Source organism: Bradyrhizobium sp. WYCCWR15520, assembly GCF_056174665.1.
In genome coordinates this window covers 57,685-82,467 of record NZ_JBWBWM010000021.1, presented here as the reverse complement: position 1 = coordinate 82,467, position 24,783 = coordinate 57,685, and the positions used below count along the sequence as shown (strand labels likewise).

The following is a 24,783-nucleotide window of genomic DNA, read 5'->3' as shown; positions in this document are numbered from 1 at the left end:
CTTGTGGCGGCCCTTATGGCCCGCGACAATGGCGAGGCTGGGGCTACAGGGCAACGCCCCCGCGACGCTTTTCCCAAGGGATTTGAGACGCTTGTGTGGCGCCTTTTGCTGGACTTATCGGCTCAAACGAATCAGGCCCCGCGCGAATCAGCTTTTCAGCATCGCGTTGATGCGCTTTGCGAACTCTTCGAAGCTCTGCTCGCCCTTGAGCATCTCGCCGTTGATGAAGAAGGTCGGCGTCGACTGCACCTTCAGCACCTCGGCGGCATATTTCTGGTCGGCCGCGATCTTGTCGAGCAGCGCCTGATCCTTCAGGCAGTCCTCGACCTGCGTCTGGGTGAGGCCGGCCTGCTTGCCGATCCGGGTCAGCGTCTCCGTGGTGTTCTTCACCACCCAGTCGTTCTGCTGCTTGAACAAGAGGTCGATGACGGCGAAATATTTCGGCGCATCGTCCTTGGCGATGCAGCGTGCCAGCATCGATCCGGCGGCCGCCTTGATGTCGAGAGGGAATTCGCGGAACACGAACCGGATCTTGCCCGAGTCGATGAATTCCGACTTGATCTTCGGAAACACCTTTTCGGTAAAGGCCGCGCAATGCGGGCAGGTCATCGAGGCGTATTCGGTGATGGTCACGGTGGCGTTGGCCGGTCCAAGCGCCATGTCGGGCAGCGATTGCGGTTTGGCAACGTCGGCGGGGCTTTGCGCCATCGCGTCCGTGATCAACTGCAGCGGCGAGAAGCCGGCGAGCAGGCCAAACCCGGTCAGCGAAAGAGCGGCGGTGAAGGCGCGGCGCGTGATCATCAAAGTCTGCTCCCGAATGGCGCATTCACGCCCGAAAGAAGTTCCGAAAAAAGAAGCCTTCGCTAGCTTGAAACGCCGGTTGTGGCAATGGCGCCTTGCGCCGGCCGCGCCGTGCAAAAGGCTCAATTTCGCTTGATCGCGGCGCCAAGCCGCGCCAGCGCGGCGCGCAGTTCCTCGTCCTCGACCGCCGACAGCGTTTCGGCCACTTTCGCCACCGATTTCGGGTCCGGCGCGCGCCGCGGCGCGGAGCGGTTTCGGCGCGACAGCGGCGCCTGCCGCAATGCCAGCCGGCCGACCGCGCTCCAGCCGAAGAAGCGGTTGACCCGCTGCAGGATGACGTCGGAGGAATGCTGGATCTCCAGCGCCATCGGGCCCTCGACCCGCAGTACCAGCGTGGCCGGTTCCTGCGGCTGTCCCTCCACTGGCCGCGGCCATTGCATCTTCAAGGGCTCGGAGTGGGCGGCGATTTCGGCTCCCGCAATGTCGGCCCAACGCGTCACCAGCTCGCGCGCGGCAAACCCCTGTTTGGCGTAGGCGTCGGAAAAGACGTCGCTGAGCAGGACAGAGAGCGGTTTTGCGCTGATCGGGCCAGGTTTGGACATGGGGCTCTATATATCACTTCGCGTGAGAGGCGGAATTCACCTCCAGCGTCATGGCCGGGCTTGTCCCGGCCATCCACGTCTTCGAGGCTTACGTGAAGAAAGACGTGGATGCCCGGGACAAGCCCGGGCATGACGTGGAGAGATTCGTATCCCCACACTAGAGTGCGCCTATGAGTTCCGTGGCCGCCAAAGCCAAACAACGAGAAGTGCCCGCAACGAGTGCGCGCCCCGCGTTGCTCCTCGACTGGTACGACCGCCATCGCAGGCGGCTGCCGTGGCGGGCGGCGGCGGGCGAGCGGGTTGATCCGTACCGGGTGTGGCTGTCGGAAATCATGCTGCAGCAGACCGGCGTCAAAACGGTCGGGCCGTATTTCGAAAGATTTCTGGCGCGCTGGCCGGATGTCGCGTCGCTCGGCCGCGCCTCGCAGGACGATGTGCTGCGGATGTGGGCGGGGCTCGGCTATTATTCACGCGCACGCAATCTGCATGCCTGCGCGGTCGCGGTGTTGCGCGACCATGGCGGGGTGTTTCCCGATAGCGAGGAAGGCCTGCGCACATTGCCGGGCATCGGCCCCTACACGGCAAGGGCCATCGCGGCGATCGCTTTCGATATCCAGACCATGCCGGTCGACGGCAATATCGAGCGCGTGGTGTCGCGGCTTTACGCGGTGGATGAGCCGCTGCCGCAGGCCAAGCCGCGCATCGGGGAACTGGCGGCAACGCTGCTGGGCGATACCCGCGCCGGCGACAGCGCGCAGGCGCTGATGGATCTGGGCTCCTCGATCTGTACGCCAAAAAAGCCGGCCTGTGCGCTGTGTCCGCTGAATGAGGACTGCGCCGCCCGCCTGCGCGGCGATCAGGAGACCTTTCCGCGCAAGGCGCCGAAGAAATCGGGGACGCTGCGCCGCGGGGCCGCCTTCATCGTCACGCGTGGCGACGAACTCCTGGTCCGCACCCGGGCGGAAAAGGGCCTGCTCGGCGGCATGACCGAAGTGCCAGGCTCGGACTGGCTCGCGGGGCAGGACGACAAGGCGGCGCTCAAGCAGGCGCCGGAGTTGAAAGGCGTGACGCGCTGGCACCGCAAGGCCGGCGTCGTCAGCCACGTGTTCACGCATTTTCCGCTCGAGCTTGTGATTTACACCGCGGATGTCGTTGCGTGCACGCGGCCACCGGCGGGCATGCGCTGGGTACCGATCGCGACGCTGGCCGACGAAGCGCTACCCAACGTGATGCGCAAGGCCATCGCGCACGGGTTGGAGGAATGACGCGTGCGCCACCGCTTGGCGACGCACGTTGGTATGGGACTAGTTGGAACGCTGCGTCTCGACGGCGAACGCCACGATCCTTCGCACGAGCGGCAGCACCGCAAGCAGGGTCGGAAACGCGACCAGCCACGAGATCGCCCATGCGGCGGGCCATGTCGTGACAAAAGCGGGCGTCGGACCGAGACTTCTCAGTGTCGAAATCGCCGATACGACGAACGTCATCAGCACCGATAGCACCAGCGGCATGACGATCGCCGCATAACGCGCGGGCAATTTTCCGCGCCGGCGCGGAGCAGGAGAGGGGATCATGATATCACTCTTTGAATTTCGGTCGGTCAATCACGGGCGCGTATGATGCATTCCACCTCGGTCGAGCCGACCGGTTGAATGCGTTGCCTGACGTGAGACGCTTACGGTGCGCAGGGCGCGCAGCACCGGCTTCATAGCCGCGGCAGTGGACGGGTACCAGCCAAATTCACGGCTCCGACCTGGAAACTGTCAAGACCGACAGCCGTTCCGCGGACGATGCTCATTCTGCTGACACCATGCTGGCAGCAGAGCTGCGCTAGGACGGAGCCTCACGGAGGTTCCCATGGTCGCGACCGCTCTCGATAATCTTAAGCCCCCGCCGTCCTCAAGGCTGCTCGGCTGGCACCTGCTCGACGCGCGTCCGAAGGACGGCTGGATCCGCATCGGCTTCGACGGCAAGCGGGATTTCTGCAATCCGGCCGGCTTCGTGCAAGGCGGCATTCTCTCGGCGATGCTCGACGACACGATGGGGCCAGCCGTGTTCGTCATGACCGAGGGGAAACTCTATACGGCGACCATCACCATGACGGTGAATTTTCTCAGCCCCGCCAGGCCGGGGCCGATCACAGGCGAGGCCAATGTCACCCAACTCGGCAAGACCGTTGCCTTTGTGGAAGGGCGGCTGATGGCCGAGGATGGCACCGTGCTGGCGACCGCCACGACCAGCGCGCGGCTGGTCGAGACGGCGAAGGCGATTGCGTCGGCTAGCCTGCAGTCCGCGGCGCTTCCCGCGTGAGCTGGACGATCGGCGGCTTGGCGTTGAGGCCCTCGACCTGGAAGCCGGCCACGCGCTTGTAATTGGCGGCGATGTCTTCCAGCTCTTTCAGCGACAGCACATCGGTGACGACATTGTAGCCGCTGGGCGCGCGCTCCTCGACCATCTGCATCACCTGCTCGGGACCATTGCGGCGGTTGAGCATCACGAGGTCGGTCGTTGCCGGACGGCGCTCGGCTTCATATGCCACAAGCGCCGCATTGGTCGGGCCATGCGCCAGAATCTCGCGGGTGATGACGCGGGCGTCCAGAATCGCCTGCGATGCGCCGTTGGAGCCGATCGGGTACATCGGATGCGCGGCATCGCCCATCAACGTGACGCGGCCGAATGTCCATTGCGCAACGGGATCGCGATCGACCAGCGGATATTCGTAGGCGTGCGGGCAGTTCTCGATCAGGCCGGGCACGTCGAGCCAGTCGAACTTCCAGTCCTTGAACCAGGGCAGAAACTCTTCGAGTTTTGCGGTGCGGTTATAGTCTTCGCGCCGCCACTGGTAGGTCGGCGGCATGTGCCGCTCGGCCACCCAGTTGATCCTGAACTTGCCGGCGCTATCAGCCTGCTTTGAAATCGGGTAGCAGACGAATTTCAGGATTTCGTGGCCGGCCATGATCATGGTGCGGCCGGACAGGAACGCATCGCTGTCGGTGATGCCGCGCCACAGGATGCGGCCGTTCCAGATCGGCGGGCCTTCGTTGGGATAAAGCTTGTCGCGGACCGCTGAATGGATGCCGTCGGCCGCGATCAGCAGCACGCCGTCGTGACTGCTTTTCGATTTGCCGGTCGCCTTGTCGATGAATTCGGCGCGCACGCCATTGTCGGTTTCGGTCCAGCCGGAGAGGTGATGGCTGGTCAGGATGTTCTCTTTCCCCAGCCGCTCGATCGCCGCATCGAGCAGGATCTGCTGCAGCGTGCCGCGGTGGATCGAGAATTGCGGCCATTTGTAACCGGCCTCGATGCCGCGCGGCTCGCTCCAGATCGGCTTGCCGTGCTTGGAGAAATAGGCGAGCTCCTTCGTGCGCACGGCGGCCGCATCGAGCTTGTCGTGCAGGCCGAGCTCGATCAATTCGCGCACCGCATGCGGCAGCACGTTGATGCCGACGCCGAGCGGCCGCAGCTCCGGCACGCTCTCGAACACTTTGGCCTTAACGCCGATCTGGTGCAGGCTGAGCGCCAGCGTCAGCCCGCCGATACCGCCGCCAGCGATGAGAACAGTCATGGTACGCCCCTGTTGCTTCCCGGGCGTCATGGCATGAGGGAGGGCAGGGGGCAACTGCGAAGGGCCGGTAAGTCCCGGTAGGGTGTGGGCTCATTAATGCTCGCGGGCGTCCGGCCAAACACAATTCTCCCGGCTCGGTCACGGCACTGACGCTTTCGGGGCAAAGCGGACGTCGACCAGCAGACACGCTCCGCTGGATCGGTTGAAAATGACCCATTTGAGACATTCGCCCAACAGGCGAACACATTCACATGAGGAGCCGCTCCAAGTGACCGATCAGCCTGCAGCGCGAGAAAGTGTCGCTCGGCCTTGAGACTGCAGCCTCCGTCGGATTACACTGATTAGGTTCACCGGGACAACACAGTTCATCGCATGCAGGGCACATTAGTTCTCGCCGTATTGGCCATTCGAAGTAGCTATGCACAACAGATCGAGGTGCCTTTGGGGGACCGCGAGGAGGTTCCGGACACGTTGCAGTGGTGGATTGCGGCGACCGGCACTTGGCGCATTCGGACATATGCGATCGACCATGACATCCACACGCACCAAGTTGATGGCAAGCCCGATGACCTTCTCGTGCTCGCGTCCGAGAACACCCGGAAACACTATGATGATGTATTGAGGACCGAGCATATACTGCAATTCGCTGACTGCTATGACCGGTCTGAAGTACAAACCAAGTTCCACGCGATTGGCCTTGAACCGAGATTTGAGATTGCGGCCGGCCGCTTTGCGTTCTGGAAACCGGATGATCTCCAATACTCAACCAAAACAAGCCCTGGGTAGGCCGCCGCACAACACCGCGGTGTTACAGAGACTGGAGTGTCTGCTGCTGGCCCATCGCGACATATTGCATCGCCGCACGATTCAGGTCGCTTTGTGAGTAAAGCGGACATAGACTTCAGCGCTTCACGCAACCAAGTTTGCGGATACACGGCCTAGTTCAGGGGAGAGGCGGGGCCGGGCCGAAGAATCCGACGATTTTGACCAGCCGGCCGTCGGGACCGACCTCGCCGAAGTCGATTGACGTATCGCCGCAGGTTCCGTCCGCGCGCACCAGGCGCCAGAGGAAGCGGACCATATTGTGGTGGATATCGATGCCGCTCATGAACTCGAGCCGCGCGCCGGGCCGGCCGGCCAGCACCTCGCCGATCTTCGTCGCCAGCGCGTCACGCCCGGCCAGCGAGACGTTCGGATCGAGATAGACGCCGGCCTCGCTCCAGCATTGCTCGAGCAAGGCGTGTCGGGCCGTATCATCAGGCTCGTTCCATGCCGCCATATATTGCGTGACGGTTGTCGAGATTGCGTTCTTGTCCATCAATGCTCCCCTCGAGCTTCGGTCTCCAAGGGGCTCACTCTGCAAGGAATTGCGGGGCTGGTCACTTACATCGGAGGTAATTGCCGTTCTGATGCGATGGTCTAGATTGCCGGCATGGCTGCTCCAGACACGAACGCGCACGAAATCCCGGCTGGACATTTCAGCCGCCTCTTGAAGCACTGGCGCGGCGTTCGCCGGCTGACCCAGATCGAACTCGCGGCGGATGCAAATGTCTCGGCCCGCCATCTGTGCTTTCTGGAAACCGGCCGCTCGCAGCCGAGCCGCGAGATGGTGCAATTGCTCGGCAGCGCCCTCGACCTGCCGCTCGAGGAGCGCAATGCCCTGCATGTCGCGGCGGGCTTCGTGCCGCCCTATGGCGACAAGGGGTTGGCGGCCGAAAACCTGCAGCCGGTGCGGCAGGCGCTGGATTTCATCCTGCGGCAGCAGGAGCCCTATCCGGGCATCGTGATCGACGGGCACTGGGACGTTCGCATCCGCAATCAGGCCTCGGCGCGTTTGCTCAAGCCGTTTCGCGATTCGTACGAGATGGAAAACGGTCTTGCCGACAATGCCATGCACGTCGTCTTTCATCCAAAGGGCCTGCGGCAGTTCATGCTGAACTGGGACGAGTTCGCGCGGCAGTTGATCCAGATCCTGCATCGCGACGTTGCGCAAGGCAGCCGGGCCGCGGCGCAACTGCTCGATGAGATCATGGTCTATCCCGGGCTGTCGGCCGAATGGCGGCTGCCGCGCCATTCATCGGCGTCGTCGCCGGTCATGACGATGCAGCTCGCGAAAGGCGACTACCGCCTGGCGTTCTTTTCCACCTTCACGACGCTGGCGATGCCGACGGACGCTGCGCTGCAACAGATCAAGATCGAGTGCTTCTTTCCGGCTGACGATGCGACCGCCGAGAAGGCGCGCCAGATGGCCCTTTGACAACCCCGGGAGATCGAGATGCAGCCAGCTTTGCGTGATCATCAATCGGCCGAGACAATGAATGAGCTGCGTGCGTTAAATGCCCGCTTCATCCATAATTTCGTGACTAGCGACGTGCCCTCGCACGACGCCATTCTGCATCCCAGTTTCATCAACATCTGGCCCACCGGCCAGCGCTGGGACCGTGCAACTTACCTGAAATACTGGGCGACCGCCTTCGACCCTGATGTCATCGTCTACTGGGACGTCCGCGACGAACTGATCACGGTGGTCGGCGATGTCGCGCTCGTGCGTTCCACCAACAAATACATACGACGCCGCGACGGCAGCGAAGTAACCGGCATGACCACGTATACCGACACCTATCTGTTCGAGAACGGCGCGTGGAAATGCATCCAGGCGCAGCTCACGGCGGTGGCGCCCGAGCACTATCCCGCTGACGATACGATCGTCAGCGTTTACATCGAGGGCAAGCTTCAGCCGCGGGCGAGTTGAACCGCCAAAGGTTACTCCACCTACCGGGGGTGGACGGCGCAGGGGCATGCCGGTAACGTCCGGCTTTCCCCATGAGGACCGCCATGTTCAAGCTTTACTACGCCCCCGGCACCTGTGCACTGGCTTCGCATATCGCCCTGGAAGAGGCCGGCGCGCCCTACACGGCGGAACGGCTCGACTTCAAGAAAAGCCAGCAGACCACCCCGGAATATCTCGCCATCAACCCGAAGGGGCGCGTGCCCGCGCTGGTGACGGACCGCGGCACCTTGACCGAGACGCCGGCGATCCTCGCCTTCGTCGCGAGCAGCTTTCCGAAAGCGAAGCTCGTGCCGGAAGACCCCTTCGCGTTCGCGCAGGCGCAGTCCTTCAACAGCTATCTCTGCTCGACGGTGCACATCAATCATGCCCACAAGATGCGCGGCTATCGCTGGGCCGTCGAGGAGTCCTCGTTCGCCGACATGAAGCGCAAGGTGCCGGAAACCATGGCCGCGAGTTTTGCGCTGATCGAGCGCGACATGCTGAAGGGGCCGTGGGTGATGGGTGAGCAGTACACGGTCTGCGATTCCTATCTCTACACGATCGGGCTCTGGCTCGAAGCCGACGGCGTCGATCTCGCGACGCTGCCCAAGGTGGCGGCTCACCGCCAGCGGATGTCGGAGCGGCCGGCCGTGCAGAAGGTCATGGTCGACCACAAGGCGTAGGATTCAAAACGCGTAGGGGGCAAAGCCAACGGGTCGCGCGTACGCGCGCCCGATGACAGGCTCCGCGTGCCCACCATTCACGATGAGTTTGTGGATAGATGGTGGGCACGGCGCAAACGCGCCTTTGCCCACCCTACGCAGCCTTTTTGCCGCGCTCCATCTCGCGGCCGATGCCGAGCATGATGTTGCGCAGCCAGATCGAGCCGGGATCCATCTGGGCGCGGGTCGGATAGAACATGAACTGCTCGTCGATCCCGGGATCGAGCGGCGGCGTGACGGTCGAAAGCGACAATTGCTTCGACAGCGCGCCGATAAGCCGCCGCGGCACGAAGGCGACGAGATCGGTGCGCGCAGCAACGTGCAGCGCCTCGATATAGCCGGGCACGACCAGCGCGATCCGCCGCTCGATGCCCCTGGGGCGCAACCACATGTCGATCAGGTCCTCGCTCTGGCCGCGGATCACGACCGCGACGTGGCGCGCATCGAGAAAGGTTTCTATCCGCTTCAGCCGCGTGCCGGCGGGGTGGCCGCGGCGGACGGCTAGCGCATCGCTGTCGGTGTAAAGCCGTTGCCGGTGGAATCCGGTGAAAGCGTTGCCGATCGAGATCACGAGATCGATGGTGCGGGCGAATTCGGCGGTGAAGATCGCCGGACCCCGCCATGGCACAACGTCGATCCGGACGTTCGGCGCGGCTTTCGTGATCCTCTCCATCAGCGGCGGCATCAAGAGTTCGACCGCCAGGTCCGGCATCATCAGGCGAAATTGACGTTCGCTTCTCGCAGCATCGAACTCGTCGGCGACGAACAGCGAGCGTACCTGGTCGAGCGCCTGCGCCAGCGGCGCGCGCAAGGCTTGCGCCCGCGGCGTCAGCTCCATGCGCGCCCCGGTTCGCACCAGCAGGGGATCGCCGATCAAATCGCGCAGGCGCTGCAGCGCGTGGCTCGCCGCCGGCTGCGACAACCCGATCCGCATCGCGGCGCGGCTGACGCTGGTTTCCTTCAGCAGTGCGTCGAGTGCGACCAGCAGGTTGAGGTCAAGCGAATTCAAATTCATTCAGTGAATATATATCATATTCTCCATCGATTGGAAGAATGGCGATGGATGCGCGAGATTTGATCCAGCAAACAACGAAGCTGGACCTGTATGATCGATCGCCTGAAGCCTGCCACCGAACCCTACGACGCACGAGTGCAGGCCATCTTCGACCGCTTGCCGCGATCCTGGATGCCACCGTTCCGGCTGTTCACGACGCTGGCACGTCATCCGACGCTGCTCGAGCGCTTCATCAATGGCGCGCCTGCCTATCTCAGGGATTCGCACGTCAGCTTAAGGCAACGGGAAGTCTTCCTGCAGCGGGTCACGGCGCGGTGCGGCTGCGAGTACGAATGGGGCATGCGCGTGCATTACTTTGCCGAGGAGGCGCGGCTGACCGAGGCGCAAGTCAGCGCCACCGTGCAGGGCAACGCCGCGAGCGCGTGCTGGGATGCGGCTGACGCCCTCCTGATCCGGCTTGCCGACGAATTGCATGAGCGTTGCGACGTCAGCGACGACCTATGGAGCGCGCTGCGTCCCGTGTTCGACGATGAGACGATTGTCGAACTGCTGGTGATGGCCGGCTACTACCGGACGGTCGGCTACGTGGCGAATGCCTTGCGACTGCCTCTCGAACCCGAAGTGGGCCGACCGTTTCCCAAAGCTTGATCAACAGAGTGCTTATCAAAGGAGAAGCCGCCATGAGCGCAGCAGCGAACAAGAAACTCGTGCAACAGGTCTATGCCGATTCCGCCAACCGGAGCGGGACGACCTTCCTCGACAACATAGCGGAGGATGTGACCTGGGTCGTTACCGGCCAGTATTCATGGTCCGGTGAATTCAAGGGCCGCGAGGCGATCAACAATGGGCTGATGGGTCACTTGCGCTCGCTCCTCGCCTCCGGGCGCCCGCGCACGCTCGCGTTCAATTTTATCGCGGAAGGCGACTACGTCGTCGTCGAAGGGCGCGGCGACAATGTGACGAAGACCGGAGACCGCTACGATAACCAATACTGCATGGTCTGGCGCATCGAGAACGGCAAGATCAAGGAGATCAAGGAATATTGCGACTCCGCGCTGGTCGAGCGCGTGCTCGGGCCGTTTCCCGCCGAACTGAAGTTGGCGGCCGCAGTTTAGGAAAAGGGCAGTCTTGGAGCGGGGATGTCTCGGGACGCGCTGATGGAAACCGTCATGCCCGGCGCCTTGTGCCGGGCATCCACGTCTTTGTTACGTGCTGAGGAGCATTAAGGCGTGGATGGCCGGGACAAGCCCGGCCATGACGAGAACTGCGGAATGTTGGTCAGGCGGCCTTCACCGACATGTGCTTGAACATGTTGCTGCGGGCTTCGTCGTCCATTTCGGCTTTGAACTTGAAGTTATCCTTCAGCGCGATCGCCTTGGCGGCCGCGGGACGGGCCGAGATCTCGTCGACCAGCCGCTTGACGTTGGGATATTTGGTGGCGGCGTCCTCGCTCATCACGAACGCGGCCATCCGCGCCCAGCCCCACAGCCCCATGTCGACGATGGTGTAGGTGTCGCCCACCATATATTTGCGACCGGCGAGATGATCGTTGAGGACGGTGTAGTGGCGCTGCGCCTCGAACTGATAGCGGTTATTGGAATAGTCGTGGTTCTGGTCCTTCGGCGCGAAATGTTTGAAGTGCACCGCCTGTCCCGAATATGGCCCGATGCCGGTCGCCACGAACATCAGCCAGGACAGCATCTGCGCGCGATTTTGCGGCGTGTTCGCCGGGAGAAACTTGCCGGTCTTTTCGGCGAGATAGAGCAGGATGGCGTTGCTGTCGAACACGGTGACGCCGTCATCGTCGATCGCGGGCACCTTGGCGTTCGGATTGATGGCGAGATATTCCGGCTTGAACTGGTCGCCCTTGCGGGTATCGACCGCGACCGGCTCGTAGGCGATGCCGGCTTCCTCGAGGAAGAGGGCGACCTTGGTCGGGTTGGGCGATCCGTTGAAGTAGAATTTGAGCATTTTGGAATTCTCCCCATTGCTTTCTTGCAAGGAAACTGTTGCGGCACGCGGCGGCATTGCCACCGGGTGCCACGTCCATGCTCAAATTTTTGCCGGATGCACAAGGGACGAGTTTGTGACCGGTCCGGGAGGCGCTTACGACAGGGCCAGACCGCCGATGCCGGCGACCGCCAGGCCCGCACCGGCAGCGATCATGACGGATGCGAAACGCATTTCCGTACGCAGCGCCGTGCGCTGTCCCGCACGTTCCGATCCTTTCGCGTAGCCGTGGACGATGATCTGCTCGCTGAAGGTGCCGCTGGCATCGAGAATGTCGGTCAGCCCTGCGCAGGCGACCAGGATGCCGAGGATGATCAGTCCGGCGGGGCCCAGCAGACTCAACAGCAGCATCGGAAATATGCCGATCAGGAAGATCGGCAGCAGTGGCAGCACAATGAAGGACTCGGAGCCTCGGGTGCGCATGGCACTAGTCTCATATGGGATAATGAATGTAGCAAGTATTCGCTGAGATATGGACCAAAAGTCGCACGACAACCCGCGCGCCTGACACGGCTGCCATGCCGCATACGCACGCTGTCGTGCGTTGCGGCGGCCAGAAAGCCCGCGCAGTCCGGACTTCTCGTGCTGAGGTAAGCTGCCTCTTAGCCCGCCGCCATTTCCGAGCGGATTTCGGCGCGCAGCTCGTCGATCAGCTTGAGGCCGTGCTTGGTCTCGACATGCCAGAAGGTCCAGCCGTTGCAGGCGCCGGAGCCCTGCGCCACCGCGCCGATGCGGTGGATCGAGCCGACCTTGTCGCCGAGCATGATGGCGCCGTCAGCGCGGACAAGGGCGCCGTGACGTTTTTTGGAGTCGACCAGCTTGGTGCCGGGCGGAATCATGCCACGCTCGATCAGTTCGGAGAATGCCACACGCGGAGCGTCGCGCGCGGTCATGAACGGCGCCAGCGTCGCCTCGGGCAGCGGCTCAACCGCGGAGATGCGCGCTTCCGCCGCAGCCGCATAGGTCTTGTCGCGCTCGAAGCCGATGTAGCGGCGGCCGAGACGTTTTGCCACGGCGCCCGTCGTGCCGGTGCCGTTGAAGGGATCGATCACGAGGTCGCCGGGCTTTGACGACGACAGCAGCACGCGCGCCAGCAGCCCTTCCGGCTTCTGGGTCGGGTGAACCTTCTTGCCGTCAGCGCCCTTGAGGCGCTCGTCACCGGTGCAAAGCGGGATCAGCCAGTCGGAACGCGCCTGCACGTCCTCGTTGGCGGCCTTCAGGGCATCGTAATTGAACGTATAGCCCTTGGCCTTCTCGTCGCGCGCCGCCCAGATCATGGTTTCATGCGCATTGGTGAAGCGGCGGCCGCGGAAATTCGGCATTGGATTGGTCTTGCGCCACACAATATCATTGAGGACCCAGAAGCCGAGGTCCTGCATGATCGCGCCGACGCGGAAGATGTTGTGATAGGATCCGATCACCCATAGCGTGGCCGACGGTTTCATGACGCGGCGGCAGGCAAGCAGCCAGGCGCGGGTGAAATCGTCGTACGCAGCGAACGATGAAAACTTGTCCCAGTCGTTGTTGACGGCATCGACATGGGATTCGTCAGGGCGCTTGAGATCGCCCTTGAGCTGCAGGTTATATGGAGGGTCTGCGAACACCAGATCGACCGAACCGGCCGGTAGCTTCGACATCTCGGCGACGCAATCGCCGACGACGATACGCACGCTGGAATCAGACTCAAATTTAGTGCGGGGCGCCCTTACAGACGCCCCGCGACGCGACACAACCATGACTCAATTACTCTGACTCAGGCGACGCTGTCGGCGACGCGGGACTAAACAACCGACTGGCGATACATTGACCCGCCAAAGTAAAAATCGACTTAACCAAGAATGTTATCGACGCAGAATGCGAAGAGAGTTCATCGGCAACATTGCCAGCAGAGATTGCGGCCGCTTGCGCACTAGGCAATTTTTGCCGGGCGGGCTATTGATTAATGGAATGGAAATTTTACGTGATTGCCGCGTTGGGTAATTCGGGCCAACAGCCGGGGATGAGGAAGCAGCGCCATGCGTTACGATGATTTCCGCCGCAGCGATAGTATCGACGACCGTCGCGACGACGGCGGCGGCGGAATGGGTGGCGGCGGCGGTGGTTTTGGCCTGCCGATGGGCGGTGGTGGGCTCGGCATCGGCACCATCATCGTGCTCGGCCTCGTCGGCTACGCCTTTGGCATTGATCCGCGCATCCTGATCGGCGGCGCCGAAATCCTGACCGGCGGCCAGCAGGCGCCGACCTACCAGACCGATCGCCGCTCAGGCCCGGCCAAGACCGGTGCGCCGAAGGACGAAGTCGGCAGCATGATCGCCGGCATCCTTGGCGAGATCGACGATCGCTGGAGCGAGATCTTCCAATCCAGCGGTCAGAATTACACCGGGCCGCGCATCGTGCTGTTCCGCAACGCCACCAATGGCGGCCGCTGCGGCATGGCGCAGTCGGCGATGGGACCGTTCTACTGTCCGCCGGATAAGCAGATCTTCCTCGACACTTCTTTCTTCCGCGAAGTCGAAACGCGGTTTCGCGGCTGCTCGGGCAGTGCCTGCAAATTCACGACGGCCTATATCATCGCGCATGAAGCGGGGCATCACATCCAGAACCTGCTCGGCATCCTGCCGCGCGTGCAGCGGCTGCAACAGCAGGCCGGCAGCAAGGCGGAAGCCAACGCGCTGCAGGTCAAGGTCGAGCTGCAGGCGGATTGTCTTTCGGGCGTCTGGGTCAACCGCGAGGAGAAGAAACGTCCGGGCTTCATCGAACCCGGCGACATCGATGCAGCACTGAGGACGGCGACGGCGATTGGCGACGACACGCTGCAGCGGCAGTCGACGGGCAGGGTGGTGCCCGACAGCTTCACCCACGGCTCCGCGGCGCAGCGCAAGCAATGGTTCATGACCGGCTACCAGCAGGGCACGGTGCAGGCCTGCAACACGTTTGCCGCCGGCGCATTGTGAATTGAAGCCAGGAAGTATTTTGCCGTCATGGCCGGGCTTGTCCCGGCCATCCACGTCTATACTTTCAAGTGAGTTCGAAGACGTGGATGCCCGGGACATCTGCGCGAAGAAGCGCTTCGCGCTTTTGCCGGGGCATGAGGGGAAGAAGCAGTCATGTCCTCCATCGACGAGTCAAAACAATTCGTGCCGCTCAACATCGCGGTGCTGACGGTCTCGGATACCCGTTCGCTGGCCGACGACAAATCCGGCGCCACGCTGGCGGACCGGCTGACGGCGGCGGGTCATCATCTTGCCGCGCGCGAGATTATCGTCGACGACGTCGATGCGATCCGCGTCATCATCAAGCGGTGGATCGCCGACGAGGGCATCGATGCGATCATCACTACCGGCGGCACCGGCTTCACCGGCCGCGACGTCACACCGGAAGCGATCGAGCCGCTGTTCGAAAAGCGGATGGATGGTTTTTCCATCGCCTTCCACATGCTGAGCCACGCCAAGATCGGAACCTCGACAGTGCAAAGCCGCGCCACCGCGGGCGTAGCGGGCGCGACATTTATCTTCTGCCTGCCGGGATCGCCGGGCGCCTGCCGCGACGCCTGGGACGGTATTCTCGCCGCCCAGCTCGACTACCGCACACGCCCCTGCAATTTCGTCGAGATCATGCCACGGCTGGACGAGCACCTGCGGCGGCCTAAAGCACAAGGCGCTTCAGCCTGACCAGCAGCGTCCACAGCCCACGCCACATGTTGCGCCAGGCCTCAATGCGCAATTGATGCGCGCGCCCGATATGGAAGTCGAGGAGTTCTGGCGTGATGCGCCGCGTACTGTCGCGACGCCCGGGCTTCACAGTTCCATTTCCCAGGTTTCGCCGATCAGGCTTTGGCCGAAACTGCGGTGTGGCTCGGTGGCGACCAGCTTGAAGCCGGCTTCCTGATAGATCTTGCGGGCGGCGACGAGGATGCTCTGGGTCCAGAGCGTCATTTTCTTGTAGCCTTTCTCACGCGCCGCGCGGATGCATTGCTCGACGAGTGCGTGGCCGACGCCGAGCCCGCGCGCTTTTTTCTCCACCAGCAACAGCCGCAGCTTTGCGACGTCGTCACTCCCCTTCACCAGAAAGATCGAGCCGAGCGGCTCGCCGCCTGCTTCCGCAATCCAGCAATGCTCGCGCGAGGCGTCATAGTTCTTGATGAACTCCGCGCAGATCTCGGCGACCAATGCCTCGTAGCTGATGTCCCAGCCATACTCCGCGGCATAGGCTTTTGCCTGGCTCGAGATCACCCAGCCGATGTCGCCGGGACGGTGGCTGCGCAAGAGAAAAGCGGCCGGCTTCTTCTCCGTAGGCCGTTCCAGCGCCTGCTCGATCGTCGTCATCGCCTGCACGACGGCGGCGCGCTGACTGTCTTCGAGCGAGACGAGCAGGCTTCCGACCTCCTCGCGCGCGCGGCGCTCAAGCTCGACAGAGGTGGCACGGCCTTTGGCGGTCAGCGAGAGCTCGTTGATGCGGCCATCGTCCTTTGACGGCTTTCGCGTCAGGATCTGGCGGCGTTGCAGCGCCTGCAAGGTCCGGCTCAGGAAGCCGGGATCGAGGCCGAGGTCGCGGGCGAGGTCGGTGGCGGTGCAGGTCGGGCGATGCGCGATCTCGTAAATGACGCGCGCTTCCTGCAGCGTGAAGGCGCTGTGCAGGAGCTTCGGCTCGATGATTCCGAGCTTTCGGGTATAGAAGCGGCTGAATCCGCGGATAGCGTCGATCTGGCCGTCCAGGGCGTTATTTGATTTCATCAAATTATTATTTGACGGAATCAAGTAAATTGCAAGCCCGTTGCGGCGTCGCTTGGGCCCCTTTTTGTTGCAGGTCGATCGACTCAGGCCGTCTGACTCAGGCCGTCAGGCGACGACCATGATCCGGCTGCGCAACTGGGTGCGTGCCGAGCGGCCGAGCTGGCGCAACAGCCTTGTCTCGGAGCGGCGGGAATCCGGCCGGTAGCCGCCAAGCCGCTCGTAATGATCGCGCGCGATCAGGAGCCCCTGTTCTGCCGACGGGCCGGCAATCATGCGGGCGACGAATTTGAAGCCGTCGCGCAGCCGCGCGTCCGAATAGGGCGAGCGGGCATAGCGAAAGACCCCGGCGCGCGGTCGGCCGCTGGCCGATACGGTCTGGATGAACTGTGTGGTCTCGTCGATCCAGCCGCTGTCGAGCACCGCGCCGGCGTGCAGGAACATCAGCCATGGCGAACGCGCCGCGCGCGCGCCGGCGGCCAGCGCCGCGGCGCGTGTTCCCTCGAACTTCAGAAAGCGGCAACCGGCTACGTCGGCCACCCGCTCGATCACGCCATTGCCGGCCCCGTCGACCAGCAGCACCTCGCTGATGACGCCGGCTGCGGCGCCCGGCACCAGCGCCGCCAGCGTTGCGACGGCCGGCTGTTCTATTCCTTCGGTCGGAACGATCACGCTCAACATGGGATGAGGCTTCGCTGGCTCAAACGGTGAAAAACGCCGCACTGTTATCACCTTGTCACAATCAAAACAGCCGTTTGCGTGCAGTTTTTTTAAGGCATGCGGCGCTGGTGTCCTTTCCGGCACACGGGCATCACTGCGAATTGTTGTCGATGATGTTCTTGATTTGTTCTTATCTCGTGCTATGTTCGCTTTATGAGCCGAGCATCCTCTCATGCCCTCAAGCACCCGCCGGGCACGCCGCCCTCCGAGCCGGCGGGTGCGACACCTTTTTCTGAGCTTGCGGTCGGCATCGAACGCCAGCGGCGGCGCGGCCGCGGCGCGCAGTCGAACCAGAGCGGCCGATTTGAGGCCGAGGCGCGGGTTGCCTTCGACGATGGCTGGCAGAGCCTCGACGATCTGCCGCCATTCAAGACGACGGTGTCGATCGATACCTCGCGCAAGGTCATTACCCGCAACGACTCGCCCGACATCGGCTTCGATCGCTCGATCAATCCCTATCGCGGCTGTGAGCATGGCTGTGTCTATTGCTTCGCGCGGCCGACCCACGCCTTTCTCGGCCTTTCGCCCGGGCTCGATTTCGAATCCAAACTGCTCGCCAAGCCCGACGCGCCGGAGCTGCTCGAAAAGGAGTTGGCCGCACCAGGCTACGAGCCGCGCATGATCGCGATCGGCACCAATACCGATCCGTATCAGCCGATCGAGCGCGAGCACAAAATCATGCGCGGCATTCTCGAAGTGCTGGATCGCGCCGGCCATCCCGTCGGCATCGTCACCAAATCGGCGCTGGTAACGCGCGACATCGACATTCTGCAGCGGATGGCGAAGCGCAACCTGGCCAAGGTCGCGATTTCAGTGACCACGCTCGATCCCAAGCTCGCCCGCACCATGGAGCCGCGCGCCTCAACGCCGCCGAAGCGGCTGGAGGCGCTGCGGCAATTGTCGGATGCCGGAATCCCCGCGACCGTGATGGTCGCGCCGGTCATCCCAGCGCTGAACGATTCCGAGATCGAGCGCATTCTCGATGCCGCGGCCCATGCCGGTGTCAAGGAAGCGAGCTACGTGCTGCTGCGGCTGCCGCTGGAGGTGCGCGACCTCTTTTGCGAATGGCTGATGGCGAACTACCCCGACCGCCACCGCCACGTCTTCACCCTGATCCGCGACATGCGCGGCGGGCGCGACTACGATTCGCAATGGGGAACGCGGATGAAGGGAACAGGCCCGATGGCCTGGATGATCGGACGCCGCTTCGAAATCGCCTGCGAGAAGCTCGGCCTCAACAAGCGGCGCTCCAAACTGACGACCGATCATTTCGTCAAACCGAAGCGCAGCGGGCAGCAACTGAGTTTGTTCTGAGAACCGGCCTTGCGAGCGCAAGTGACTTGTCCGCCGTAGCTCGAAGAGTGAAGGCGGAAGCCAATCCTCGCCATGGAACAATGGATTGCTTCGTCGCTTACGCCTTGCGCAAACGCTTCGCGTTTGTCGCAGGCAATGACGTTGGAGAGTAAGATGAACGGAAAATCCCCGAAACCCGTCCCCCGGTTCACAGTCATCACGCTCGGCGTAACGGACATGCGCGCCAGCATCGCCTTTTATGAAGCGCTCGGCTTTGCCCGAAAAATGAGCGAGACCGGCGAGGCGGTCGCTTTCTTCGACACCGGCGGCACTGTCATCGCGCTTTTCCCATGGGATCAACTCGCGCGCGACGCCACGCTGCCGGACCAGCCGCGGTCGAAAACCTTTCGCGGAACGACTCTCGCCTGGAATTGCGGCTCCGCCGAGGAGGTCGACGCAGTGCTGGATTTCGCAATTGCCTGCGGCGCATCGCTATTGAAGCCTGCGCACAAGACCGAATATGGCGGTTACTCCGGCTATTTCGGCGACCCCGACAACCACGCCTGGGAAGTCGTGGTCGCGCCCGGCATCGAGGTCGGCGACGACCGGCGGGTTCATCTGCCTGATTAAACCGGTGGTGTTATGGCGGCGCCGCTTCTCTCTGGCGGCGAATTGCCGTATTGCGGCTCGATGGACCGGAAGCCCACGCCAGCATCGGAGAAGCAGCCGCTCGTCATTTTGACGACGCCGCGTCTCGTTCTGCGCGCTGCGGCCGACGAGGATATATCGATTCTGCAGAATCTTATCCTTGGCGACAGCGACGTGATGCGCTTTGCATTTTCCGGAGCGCCGATGGCAGAGGACGCCGCCGAAGACTTCATCCGGAGATCATTCACCTTCGGCGGAAGCCTCACGGGGATTGCGGTTCTGACCGAAAAGCCCACCCTCGAAGTTATCGGCTTTGCCGGCTTGTCGCCATGTGACGCGCTGGGAGCCGACGATTTTGAGATCGGGTTTGTCCTTGCGCGCCGGGCGTGGGGGAGGGGGATAGCCACCGAAATCGGCGAGGCGCAGCTCGCTTTCGGGTTCGAGCAACTCAAATGCGGCAGATTGCTCGGGCTTGTCGATCCGCGAAATGCACCGTCCATTCACGCGCTCCAGAAGCTCGGAATGTGCTATCTGGAGACGATAGCCGACCCCAAGCGCGGAAGCCGGAGCGTTTATGTGATTGAGGTTGGGGAATGGCGGCGACGGCGCGCTGAATAACGGGTATTGTGCACGGTTCCCGGTTGCGCGCGGGCGCACGCTTTCGCAGGATCCCGGCCATGATTCGGGACAAGTCCGCCAAGAAAACTGACAAGAAAGCCGGCAAGGAACAGGCCGAGCTCCCCAAGGGCGTGATCGCGGTCGCGCCGCCGAGCTTTCGCCGGGAGCGGGCACTGATCAAGCGCGGGGTCTGGCCGGTCGCCGGCTGCGACGAGGCCGGACGCGGGCCGCTGGCGGGCCCGGTGGTGGCCGCCGCCGTCATCCTCGATCCCAAGCGAATCCCCAAAGGCATCGACGATTCCAAGCGGCTGACGGCGGAGCGCCGCGAGGAGCTGTTCGAGGAGATCTGCGCGACCTCGTCCTTCGCGGTTGCCTTCGCTTCGCCGGCGCGGATCGATCGCGACAATATCCTGCGCGCCTCGCTCTGGGCGCTGGCGCGCTCCGTGCGCGCGTTGCCGGAACTGCCGAAGCACGTATTCGTCGATGGCCGCGACAAGATCGATGCGCCCTGCGACTGTGACGCCGTGATCGGCGGCGACGGCATCGTGATGTCGATCGCAGCCGCCTCGATCATCGCCAAGGTGACGCGCGACCGCCTGATGAGCGCCTTGGCGCTGGATTGCCCGGGCTACGGCTTCGAGACCCACAAGGGCTACGCCGTGCCGGAGCATCGCGAGGCGCTGGACCGGCTCGGTCCGAGCATCCATCACCGCCGCTTTTTCGCCCCGGTCATTGCCGCGCGGCAGAAGCATTTTCCGGAGACGGTCGAAGTCGAGCCCGATCTTTTCACGGTGGATGGGGAGATCGCTTCCGATATCTCCATCACGATCTAAGATCGGTTGCTTCGGCGCGTCCTGCGCTCTATCAAACGTCTTGGGGGACAGGGCCGCCAGGCCCGGGCATTCGGACGTTTCATGCGTTTCACCTCGCTCGTTGTCGAACTGATCCGCGCCCGGCCGCGGCTGGTGGTCTTGCTCGTGGTGCTGGTCCAGGCCGGACTCTGGTTGTTCCTGCCGATGCTGCTCTATCGCAGCCCGCCGGGCGACCTCGCGACCGTGCTGGCCTTCGGCCGGGAATATCAGGTCGGAACCTCGCTCGGTCCGCCGCTGGCGTTCTGGCTCGCCGACATCGCCTTTCGCGCCGCCGGCAACAGCATGTTCGGCGTCTATCTCCTGGCGCAGGTCTGCGCGGTCGTCACTTTCTGGATCTACTATCAACTGGCGCGCTCGATGGTCGGCGGGCAGCAGGCGGTGCTCGCGGTGCTGCTGTCGATGACGGTCGTGGCCTTCAGCTCGCCCGGCGTCGAATTCGGGCCCATGGTGCTGGCGCGTCCGCTATGGGCACTGCTGCTCCTCCATTCCTGGCAATTGATCGGCCAGAACCGGCGCAACGCCTGGTTCGCCTGGTCGATCGAGGCCGGGCTGTTGCTGCTGACGACGCCGGCGGCGCTCGGATTATTGCTGCTGCTCGCCGGATTTGCCGTGGCCACGGAGCGGAGGCGGCGCGTCTTGATGTCGCTCGATCCGCTCTATGCGCTGCTCGTGATCGCCGTCCTGGTCTTGCCCTATCTGATCTGGCTGATCCGCGCCGATGCGCTCGCGATGCCGCCATGGCCGGCGTTCTCCGACCTTGGCGCGCGCGTGATGCAATGGGGCTGGCTGCTCGTCGGCCTGGTGCTCGCAATGTCCGCCATCGTGCTGCTGGCGCTCCTCAACTCCGGCTGGTTCGCCCGTCACGCCGAGGAGGCGCCGATCATCTACCGGCCGCCGGTCGATCCGTTGGCGCGCGACTTCGTCTATTTCTTCGCATTGGCGCCCGCGCTGCTCGGAAGCCTGATTGCGGGTATCTTCAACCTCGATCATGTGGTGGGCGGGGCCGGCGTCGCCCTGCTGATGTCCGGACTGGCCGTGATCGTGGCGACCGGCGATCTGCTTCATCTGCGGCGCCAGCGCCTGTTGCGAACGGTATGGGCAGCGGCGGTTATCGCGCCGGCTGTGGCGACGATTGCGACGAGCCTGTTCCTGCCCTGGACCGGGGACAACGAAGTGCCGACCGCGCTGCCGGCGAAGGCGATCGCGAGTTTCTTCGGCGACAGCTTCGAGCGGCGCACCAACCAGCGCCTGCGCGCGGTGGCCGGCGATCCGCAACTGGCGAGCTTCATCGCCATGAACCGCGGACGTCCGCATCTGTTGCTCGATGCCACGCCGGAAAAAACCCCGTGGCTGTCGGTTGCGAAATTCAACGAAACCGGCGGCGTCGTGGTCTGGCGCGCCTCCGACACGTCAGGCACGCCGCCGCCCGACATCGCCCAACGCTTTCCCGGCCTGGTGCCGGAAGTGCCGCGCGTCTTCGAGTGGATGGTGAACGGTCGCCAGCCTTTGCTGCGGGTCGGCTGGGCGATCGTGCGGCCGAAGACGCCGTAGCGTCTCTGCGGTGACAAGGGTGGGCACAGCGAAGCGTGCCCACCATCACGGTACCGATGGGAGCGGGGGCACGGCGCGTTCGCGCCTTTGCCTACCCTACGAGGCTACGAAGCCTCCAACACCTTCGCGATCATGCGCAAATCTTGCCACGACATTCGCTTGTAGGATGGCGAGCGCAGCAGATAGGCCGGATGGAACGTCGCCATGGCGCGGATGGTGCGGGTGCCGGTGTCGTAATCGAACCATTTTCCGCGGGTTCTCATGATGCCCTCGCGGGTCGACAGCAGCGTCTGCGTCGAGGGATTGCCGAGCGTCACCAGCACGTCGGGATTCACCAGCTCGATCTGCCGCTGGATGAAGGGCAGGCAGATTTGGGTTTCCTGCGGCGTCGGCGTTCGGTTGCCCGGCGGACGCCAGGGGATCACGTTGGCGATGTAGGCCTTGCTGCGGTCGAGCCCGATCGCCGCGATCATCCGGTCGAGCAATTTTCCCGAGCGGCCGACGAATGGCAGGCCCTCGATGTCCTCGTCGCGCCCGGGCGCCTCGCCGACGAACATGATCCGCGCCTTGGGATTGCCGTCGGCAAATACCAGCCGCGTCGCGGTGTTCCTCAGCGCGCAGCCTTCGAATTTTTCCAGGAGCGCGCGCAGCGCTTCCAGCGTCGGCGCGCTTCGTGCCGCTTCGCGGGCGGAAGCAATCGCGACTTCCGGAGCGGGCGCGATTTCGCTGCGCGGAACAGCCGGCATCGCCGCCGGCATTTCCCGGACCGGAGGAGGTGGCGCAGTCTCACGCGCCACGACCGCGGGGGCGGGCGCATCCGCTTCGGCAAGGCGGTCGACCGGATCCTCCGCCAGTGTGCAATCGACCCCGGCCTCCAGATAAAAGGCCAGCAATTGCCTGACATTCGGTGCAGGTTCGGGGATGAAATCCATTATGCCAATCTAGGATGGATCGGGCGGATGGGAAACCGCCTCACATTGCATTTCCATGGTTGTCCTCCCTCCAAAAATCGTAAACAAGGACGCCTTAGAGCCGTTCTCAATTGGGCTGAGATCAGATCATGAGCGCAGAAGAACTCCCTCCCCGCGAATCCATGGAATTCGACGTCGTGATCGTCGGCGCCGGGCCGTCCGGCCTCGCCGCGGCGATCCGGCTGAAGCAGCTCAATGCCGACCTCAGCATCGTGGTGGTGGAGAAGGGTTCCGAGGTTGGCGCGCACATCCTGTCGGGCGCGGTGATCGACCCGGTGTCGCTCGACAAACTGATCCCGGATTGGCGTGAGGACGCCGATTGTCCGCTGAAGACGCAGGTCAAGGACGACCGTTTCTACTGGACCACCGCGACCAGCGCGATCCGGCTGCCGAACTTCGCGATGCCGCCGCTGATGGACAATCATCACTGCTATATCGGCTCGCTCGGCGATGTCTGCCGCTGGCTGGGGCCGAAGGCGGAGGCGCTCGGCGTCGAAATCTATCCGGGCTTTGCTGCCGCCGAGGTACTTTATGACGACAAGGGCGCGGTGCGGGGTATCGCGACCGGCGACATGGGCATCGCCAGGGATGGCAGCCTCAAGGATTCTTTCACGCGCGGCATGGAGCTGCTCGGCAAGTACACGCTGTTTGCTGAAGGCGCGCGCGGCAGCCTGAGCAAGCAATTGATCGCGAAATACTCGCTCGATGCCAACAGCGAGCCGTCGAAATTCGGCATCGGGCTCAAGGAAGTCTGGGAGATCGATCCCGCCAAACACCAGAAGGGGCTGATCCAGCACTCGTTCGGCTGGCCGCTGAACAATAAGACCGGCGGCGGCTCGTTCCTCTACCATTACGACGACAACAAGGTGGCGGTAGGTTTCGTCGTGCATCTCAATTACGACGATCCGTATCTGTCGCCGTTTGACGAATTCCAGCGCTTCAAGACGCATCCCGCCATTCGCACCGTGTTCGAAGGCGGTAAGCGCATCTCCTATGGCGCGCGCGCCATCACCGAGGGCGGCTATCAGTCGGTGCCGCGCCTGAGTTTCCCGGGCGGCGCGCTGATCGGCTGCGCGGCGGGTTTTGTGAACGTGCCGCGTATCAAGGGCGTGCACAACGCGATGGGCAGCGGCATGCTCGCGGCCGAACATGTCGCGGAAGCGCTCGGCGCGGGCCGCGCCAATGACGAACTGGTCAGTTACGAAAACGCTTGGCGTGATTCCGCCGTCGGCAAGGATTTGCACCGGGTACGCAACGTCAAGCCGCTGTGGTCGAAGTTTGGCACCATCATCGGAGTGGCGCTCGGCGGCTTCGACATGTGGTGCAACACGCTGGGCTTCTCACTGTTCGGAACCCAGTCGCACGCCAAGCCCGACCGCAAGACGCTGGATGCGGCGAAGGCGCACACCCCGATCGCCTACCCGAAGCCGGATGGCAAGCTGACCTTCGACAAACTGTCCTCGGTGTTCCTTTCCAACACCAACCACGAAGAGGACCAGCCGGTTCATCTCAAGGTCGCCGACATGAACCTGCAGAAGACGTCGGAGCACGACGTCTATGCCGGTCCGTCGAACCGCTATTGCCCGGCCGGCGTCTATGAATGGGTCGAGGAGACCTCCGGTCCGCGCTTCCAGATCAACGCCCAGAACTGCGTCCACTGCAAAACCTGCGACGTGAAAGACCCGAACGGAAATATCACCTGGGTTCCGCCGGAAGGTGGCGGCGGGCCCAACTACCAGGGCATGTAGAGAGCCCGGATCAACCACGATTGCGTGAGATGGAGGAGGGTGATACCGCCTCCAGCCACGATACCGCCACAGTAAGAGCGTTTCCGGGTTAGGCTGGCGAAATCGGAGCCCTAAGGGCCTCATCTGCCAATCGATTCGCCAGCCCGT

General features: G+C 63.2%; 28 protein-coding genes. 16 read left to right on the top strand and 12 right to left on the bottom strand.

Annotation, left to right across the window (positions count from 1 at the left end; translation table 11 throughout):
- Window positions 1-147: 147 nt before the first annotated feature.
- Together AC0QUY_RS24090 and AC0QUY_RS24085 are read right to left on the bottom strand one after the other, a co-directional pair.
- A complete protein-coding gene (locus AC0QUY_RS24090; RefSeq protein ID WP_475388714.1) occupies window positions 148-804 on the bottom strand; it encodes a DsbA family protein in 657 nt (218 codons plus the stop codon).
- A 119-nt stretch (window positions 805-923) separates the two neighbouring features.
- Window positions 924-1,403, bottom strand: coding sequence for a DUF721 domain-containing protein (locus tag AC0QUY_RS24085; protein WP_161852394.1), 480 nt, complete (start codon window positions 1,401-1,403; stop codon window positions 924-926).
- Between the two features lie 170 nt (window positions 1,404-1,573).
- On the opposite strand from AC0QUY_RS24085, the gene mutY reads away from it, so the two are divergent.
- Complete coding sequence (gene mutY / locus AC0QUY_RS24080) at window positions 1,574-2,668, top strand: A/G-specific adenine glycosylase (protein WP_475388713.1); 1,095 nt, start codon at window positions 1,574-1,576, stop codon at window positions 2,666-2,668.
- A 39-nt stretch (window positions 2,669-2,707) separates the two neighbouring features.
- On the opposite strand, the gene AC0QUY_RS24075 is transcribed toward mutY, so the two are convergent.
- Complete coding sequence (locus AC0QUY_RS24075; RefSeq protein ID WP_475388711.1) at window positions 2,708-2,977, bottom strand: DUF2798 domain-containing protein; 270 nt, start codon at window positions 2,975-2,977, stop codon at window positions 2,708-2,710.
- 283 nt (window positions 2,978-3,260) lie between these two features.
- On the opposite strand from AC0QUY_RS24075, the gene AC0QUY_RS24070 reads away from it, so the two are divergent.
- Window positions 3,261-3,713 carry a PaaI family thioesterase gene (locus AC0QUY_RS24070; protein ID WP_475388710.1) on the top strand — a complete coding sequence of 151 codons (453 nt, stop codon included), beginning with the start codon at window positions 3,261-3,263 and terminating at the stop codon, window positions 3,711-3,713.
- On the opposite strand, the gene AC0QUY_RS24065 is transcribed toward AC0QUY_RS24070, so the two are convergent.
- Window positions 3,682-4,968 (bottom strand): flavin-dependent oxidoreductase, encoded by a 1,287-nt coding sequence (locus tag AC0QUY_RS24065; protein ID WP_475388709.1) that lies wholly within the window; start codon window positions 4,966-4,968, stop codon window positions 3,682-3,684. The genes AC0QUY_RS24070 and AC0QUY_RS24065 overlap by 32 nt on opposite strands.
- Window positions 4,969-5,340: 372 nt before the next feature.
- Between AC0QUY_RS24065 and AC0QUY_RS24060 the strand changes: the two genes are divergently transcribed.
- A complete protein-coding gene (locus tag AC0QUY_RS24060) occupies window positions 5,341-5,754 on the top strand; it encodes a hypothetical protein (RefSeq protein WP_475388707.1) in 414 nt (137 codons plus the stop codon).
- A gap of 157 nt (window positions 5,755-5,911) precedes the next feature.
- On the opposite strand, the gene AC0QUY_RS24055 is transcribed toward AC0QUY_RS24060, so the two are convergent.
- Window positions 5,912-6,286: a nuclear transport factor 2 family protein gene (locus tag AC0QUY_RS24055; RefSeq protein ID WP_475388705.1), complete on the bottom strand. Its 375-nt coding sequence runs from the start codon at window positions 6,284-6,286 to the stop codon at window positions 5,912-5,914.
- A 114-nt stretch (window positions 6,287-6,400) separates the two neighbouring features.
- Between AC0QUY_RS24055 and AC0QUY_RS24050 the strand changes: the two genes are divergently transcribed.
- The 3 genes from AC0QUY_RS24050 (at window position 6,401) to AC0QUY_RS24040 (ending at window position 8,421) form a co-directional block, all read left to right on the top strand.
- Window positions 6,401-7,225, top strand: coding sequence for a helix-turn-helix domain-containing protein (locus tag AC0QUY_RS24050; RefSeq protein WP_161852401.1), 825 nt, complete (start codon window positions 6,401-6,403; stop codon window positions 7,223-7,225).
- An 18-nt stretch (window positions 7,226-7,243) separates the two neighbouring features.
- Entirely contained in the window at window positions 7,244-7,720 is a 477-nt protein-coding gene (locus AC0QUY_RS24045; RefSeq protein WP_161852402.1) for a nuclear transport factor 2 family protein, read from the top strand.
- Window positions 7,721-7,803: 83 nt separating this feature from the next.
- Window positions 7,804-8,421, top strand: a complete 618-nt coding sequence (locus AC0QUY_RS24040; RefSeq protein ID WP_161852403.1) for a glutathione S-transferase family protein — start codon at window positions 7,804-7,806, stop codon at window positions 8,419-8,421.
- A 133-nt stretch (window positions 8,422-8,554) separates the two neighbouring features.
- On the opposite strand, the gene AC0QUY_RS24035 is transcribed toward AC0QUY_RS24040, so the two are convergent.
- The gene (locus AC0QUY_RS24035; protein WP_475388704.1) at window positions 8,555-9,475 is read right to left on the bottom strand and encodes a LysR family transcriptional regulator; all 921 of its coding nucleotides are present in this window, start codon (window positions 9,473-9,475) and stop codon (window positions 8,555-8,557) included.
- 90 nt (window positions 9,476-9,565) lie between these two features.
- Between AC0QUY_RS24035 and AC0QUY_RS24030 the strand changes: the two genes are divergently transcribed.
- Both AC0QUY_RS24030 and AC0QUY_RS24025 read left to right on the top strand, forming a co-directional pair.
- Entirely contained in the window at window positions 9,566-10,123 is a 558-nt protein-coding gene (locus tag AC0QUY_RS24030; protein ID WP_475388703.1) for a carboxymuconolactone decarboxylase family protein, read from the top strand.
- A 32-nt stretch (window positions 10,124-10,155) separates the two neighbouring features.
- Window positions 10,156-10,590, top strand: coding sequence for a nuclear transport factor 2 family protein (locus AC0QUY_RS24025; protein ID WP_475388702.1), 435 nt, complete (start codon window positions 10,156-10,158; stop codon window positions 10,588-10,590).
- A gap of 163 nt (window positions 10,591-10,753) precedes the next feature.
- On the opposite strand, the gene AC0QUY_RS24020 is transcribed toward AC0QUY_RS24025, so the two are convergent.
- From AC0QUY_RS24020 to AC0QUY_RS24010, 3 genes are all read right to left on the bottom strand, one after another.
- Window positions 10,754-11,446 (bottom strand): glutathione S-transferase family protein, encoded by a 693-nt coding sequence (locus tag AC0QUY_RS24020; RefSeq protein ID WP_475388700.1) that lies wholly within the window; start codon window positions 11,444-11,446, stop codon window positions 10,754-10,756.
- Window positions 11,447-11,581: 135 nt separating this feature from the next.
- A complete protein-coding gene (locus AC0QUY_RS24015) occupies window positions 11,582-11,908 on the bottom strand; it encodes a hypothetical protein (protein WP_161852408.1) in 327 nt (108 codons plus the stop codon).
- A 179-nt stretch (window positions 11,909-12,087) separates the two neighbouring features.
- Complete coding sequence (locus AC0QUY_RS24010) at window positions 12,088-13,221, bottom strand: DNA methyltransferase (protein WP_475388699.1); 1,134 nt, start codon at window positions 13,219-13,221, stop codon at window positions 12,088-12,090.
- A gap of 279 nt (window positions 13,222-13,500) precedes the next feature.
- On the opposite strand from AC0QUY_RS24010, the gene ypfJ reads away from it, so the two are divergent.
- Window positions 13,501-14,439: a KPN_02809 family neutral zinc metallopeptidase gene (gene ypfJ / locus AC0QUY_RS24005; RefSeq protein WP_475388698.1), complete on the top strand. Its 939-nt coding sequence runs from the start codon at window positions 13,501-13,503 to the stop codon at window positions 14,437-14,439.
- Between the two features lie 153 nt (window positions 14,440-14,592).
- A complete protein-coding gene (gene moaB, locus AC0QUY_RS24000) occupies window positions 14,593-15,156 on the top strand; it encodes a molybdenum cofactor biosynthesis protein B (RefSeq protein ID WP_475388697.1) in 564 nt (187 codons plus the stop codon).
- 126 nt (window positions 15,157-15,282) lie between these two features.
- Here moaB and AC0QUY_RS23995 read toward each other — a convergent pair whose 3' ends face one another.
- Both AC0QUY_RS23995 and AC0QUY_RS23990 read right to left on the bottom strand, forming a co-directional pair.
- The gene (locus tag AC0QUY_RS23995) at window positions 15,283-16,218 is read right to left on the bottom strand and encodes a bifunctional helix-turn-helix transcriptional regulator/GNAT family N-acetyltransferase (RefSeq protein ID WP_161852412.1); all 936 of its coding nucleotides are present in this window, start codon (window positions 16,216-16,218) and stop codon (window positions 15,283-15,285) included.
- 105 nt (window positions 16,219-16,323) lie between these two features.
- A complete protein-coding gene (locus AC0QUY_RS23990) occupies window positions 16,324-16,896 on the bottom strand; it encodes a glycosyltransferase family protein (protein WP_475388695.1) in 573 nt (190 codons plus the stop codon).
- Window positions 16,897-17,088: 192 nt separating this feature from the next.
- Here AC0QUY_RS23990 and AC0QUY_RS23985 point away from each other — a divergent pair, with 192 nt between their 5' ends.
- The 5 genes from AC0QUY_RS23985 to AC0QUY_RS23965 all read left to right on the top strand — a co-directional run bounded on the left by AC0QUY_RS23985 (window position 17,089) and on the right by AC0QUY_RS23965 (window position 21,917).
- Window positions 17,089-18,249 (top strand): PA0069 family radical SAM protein, encoded by a 1,161-nt coding sequence (locus AC0QUY_RS23985; RefSeq protein WP_475388694.1) that lies wholly within the window; start codon window positions 17,089-17,091, stop codon window positions 18,247-18,249.
- Window positions 18,250-18,402: 153 nt separating this feature from the next.
- On the top strand, window positions 18,403-18,858 hold the full coding sequence (locus AC0QUY_RS23980) for a VOC family protein (protein ID WP_475388693.1): 456 nt from the start codon (window positions 18,403-18,405) through the stop codon (window positions 18,856-18,858).
- A gap of 12 nt (window positions 18,859-18,870) precedes the next feature.
- Entirely contained in the window at window positions 18,871-19,494 is a 624-nt protein-coding gene (locus AC0QUY_RS23975) for a GNAT family N-acetyltransferase (RefSeq protein ID WP_474416832.1), read from the top strand.
- A 59-nt stretch (window positions 19,495-19,553) separates the two neighbouring features.
- On the top strand, window positions 19,554-20,327 hold the full coding sequence (locus AC0QUY_RS23970) for a ribonuclease HII (RefSeq protein WP_161852416.1): 774 nt from the start codon (window positions 19,554-19,556) through the stop codon (window positions 20,325-20,327).
- An 81-nt stretch (window positions 20,328-20,408) separates the two neighbouring features.
- On the top strand, window positions 20,409-21,917 hold the full coding sequence (locus AC0QUY_RS23965; protein ID WP_475388691.1) for a glycosyltransferase family 39 protein: 1,509 nt from the start codon (window positions 20,409-20,411) through the stop codon (window positions 21,915-21,917).
- Between the two features lie 104 nt (window positions 21,918-22,021).
- On the opposite strand, the gene AC0QUY_RS23960 is transcribed toward AC0QUY_RS23965, so the two are convergent.
- On the bottom strand, window positions 22,022-22,849 hold the full coding sequence (locus tag AC0QUY_RS23960; protein WP_475388690.1) for a uracil-DNA glycosylase: 828 nt from the start codon (window positions 22,847-22,849) through the stop codon (window positions 22,022-22,024).
- Between the two features lie 128 nt (window positions 22,850-22,977).
- Between AC0QUY_RS23960 and AC0QUY_RS23955 the strand changes: the two genes are divergently transcribed.
- Window positions 22,978-24,636, top strand: coding sequence for an electron transfer flavoprotein-ubiquinone oxidoreductase (locus AC0QUY_RS23955; RefSeq protein ID WP_475388688.1), 1,659 nt, complete (start codon window positions 22,978-22,980; stop codon window positions 24,634-24,636).
- Window positions 24,637-24,783: the final 147 nt, after the last annotated feature.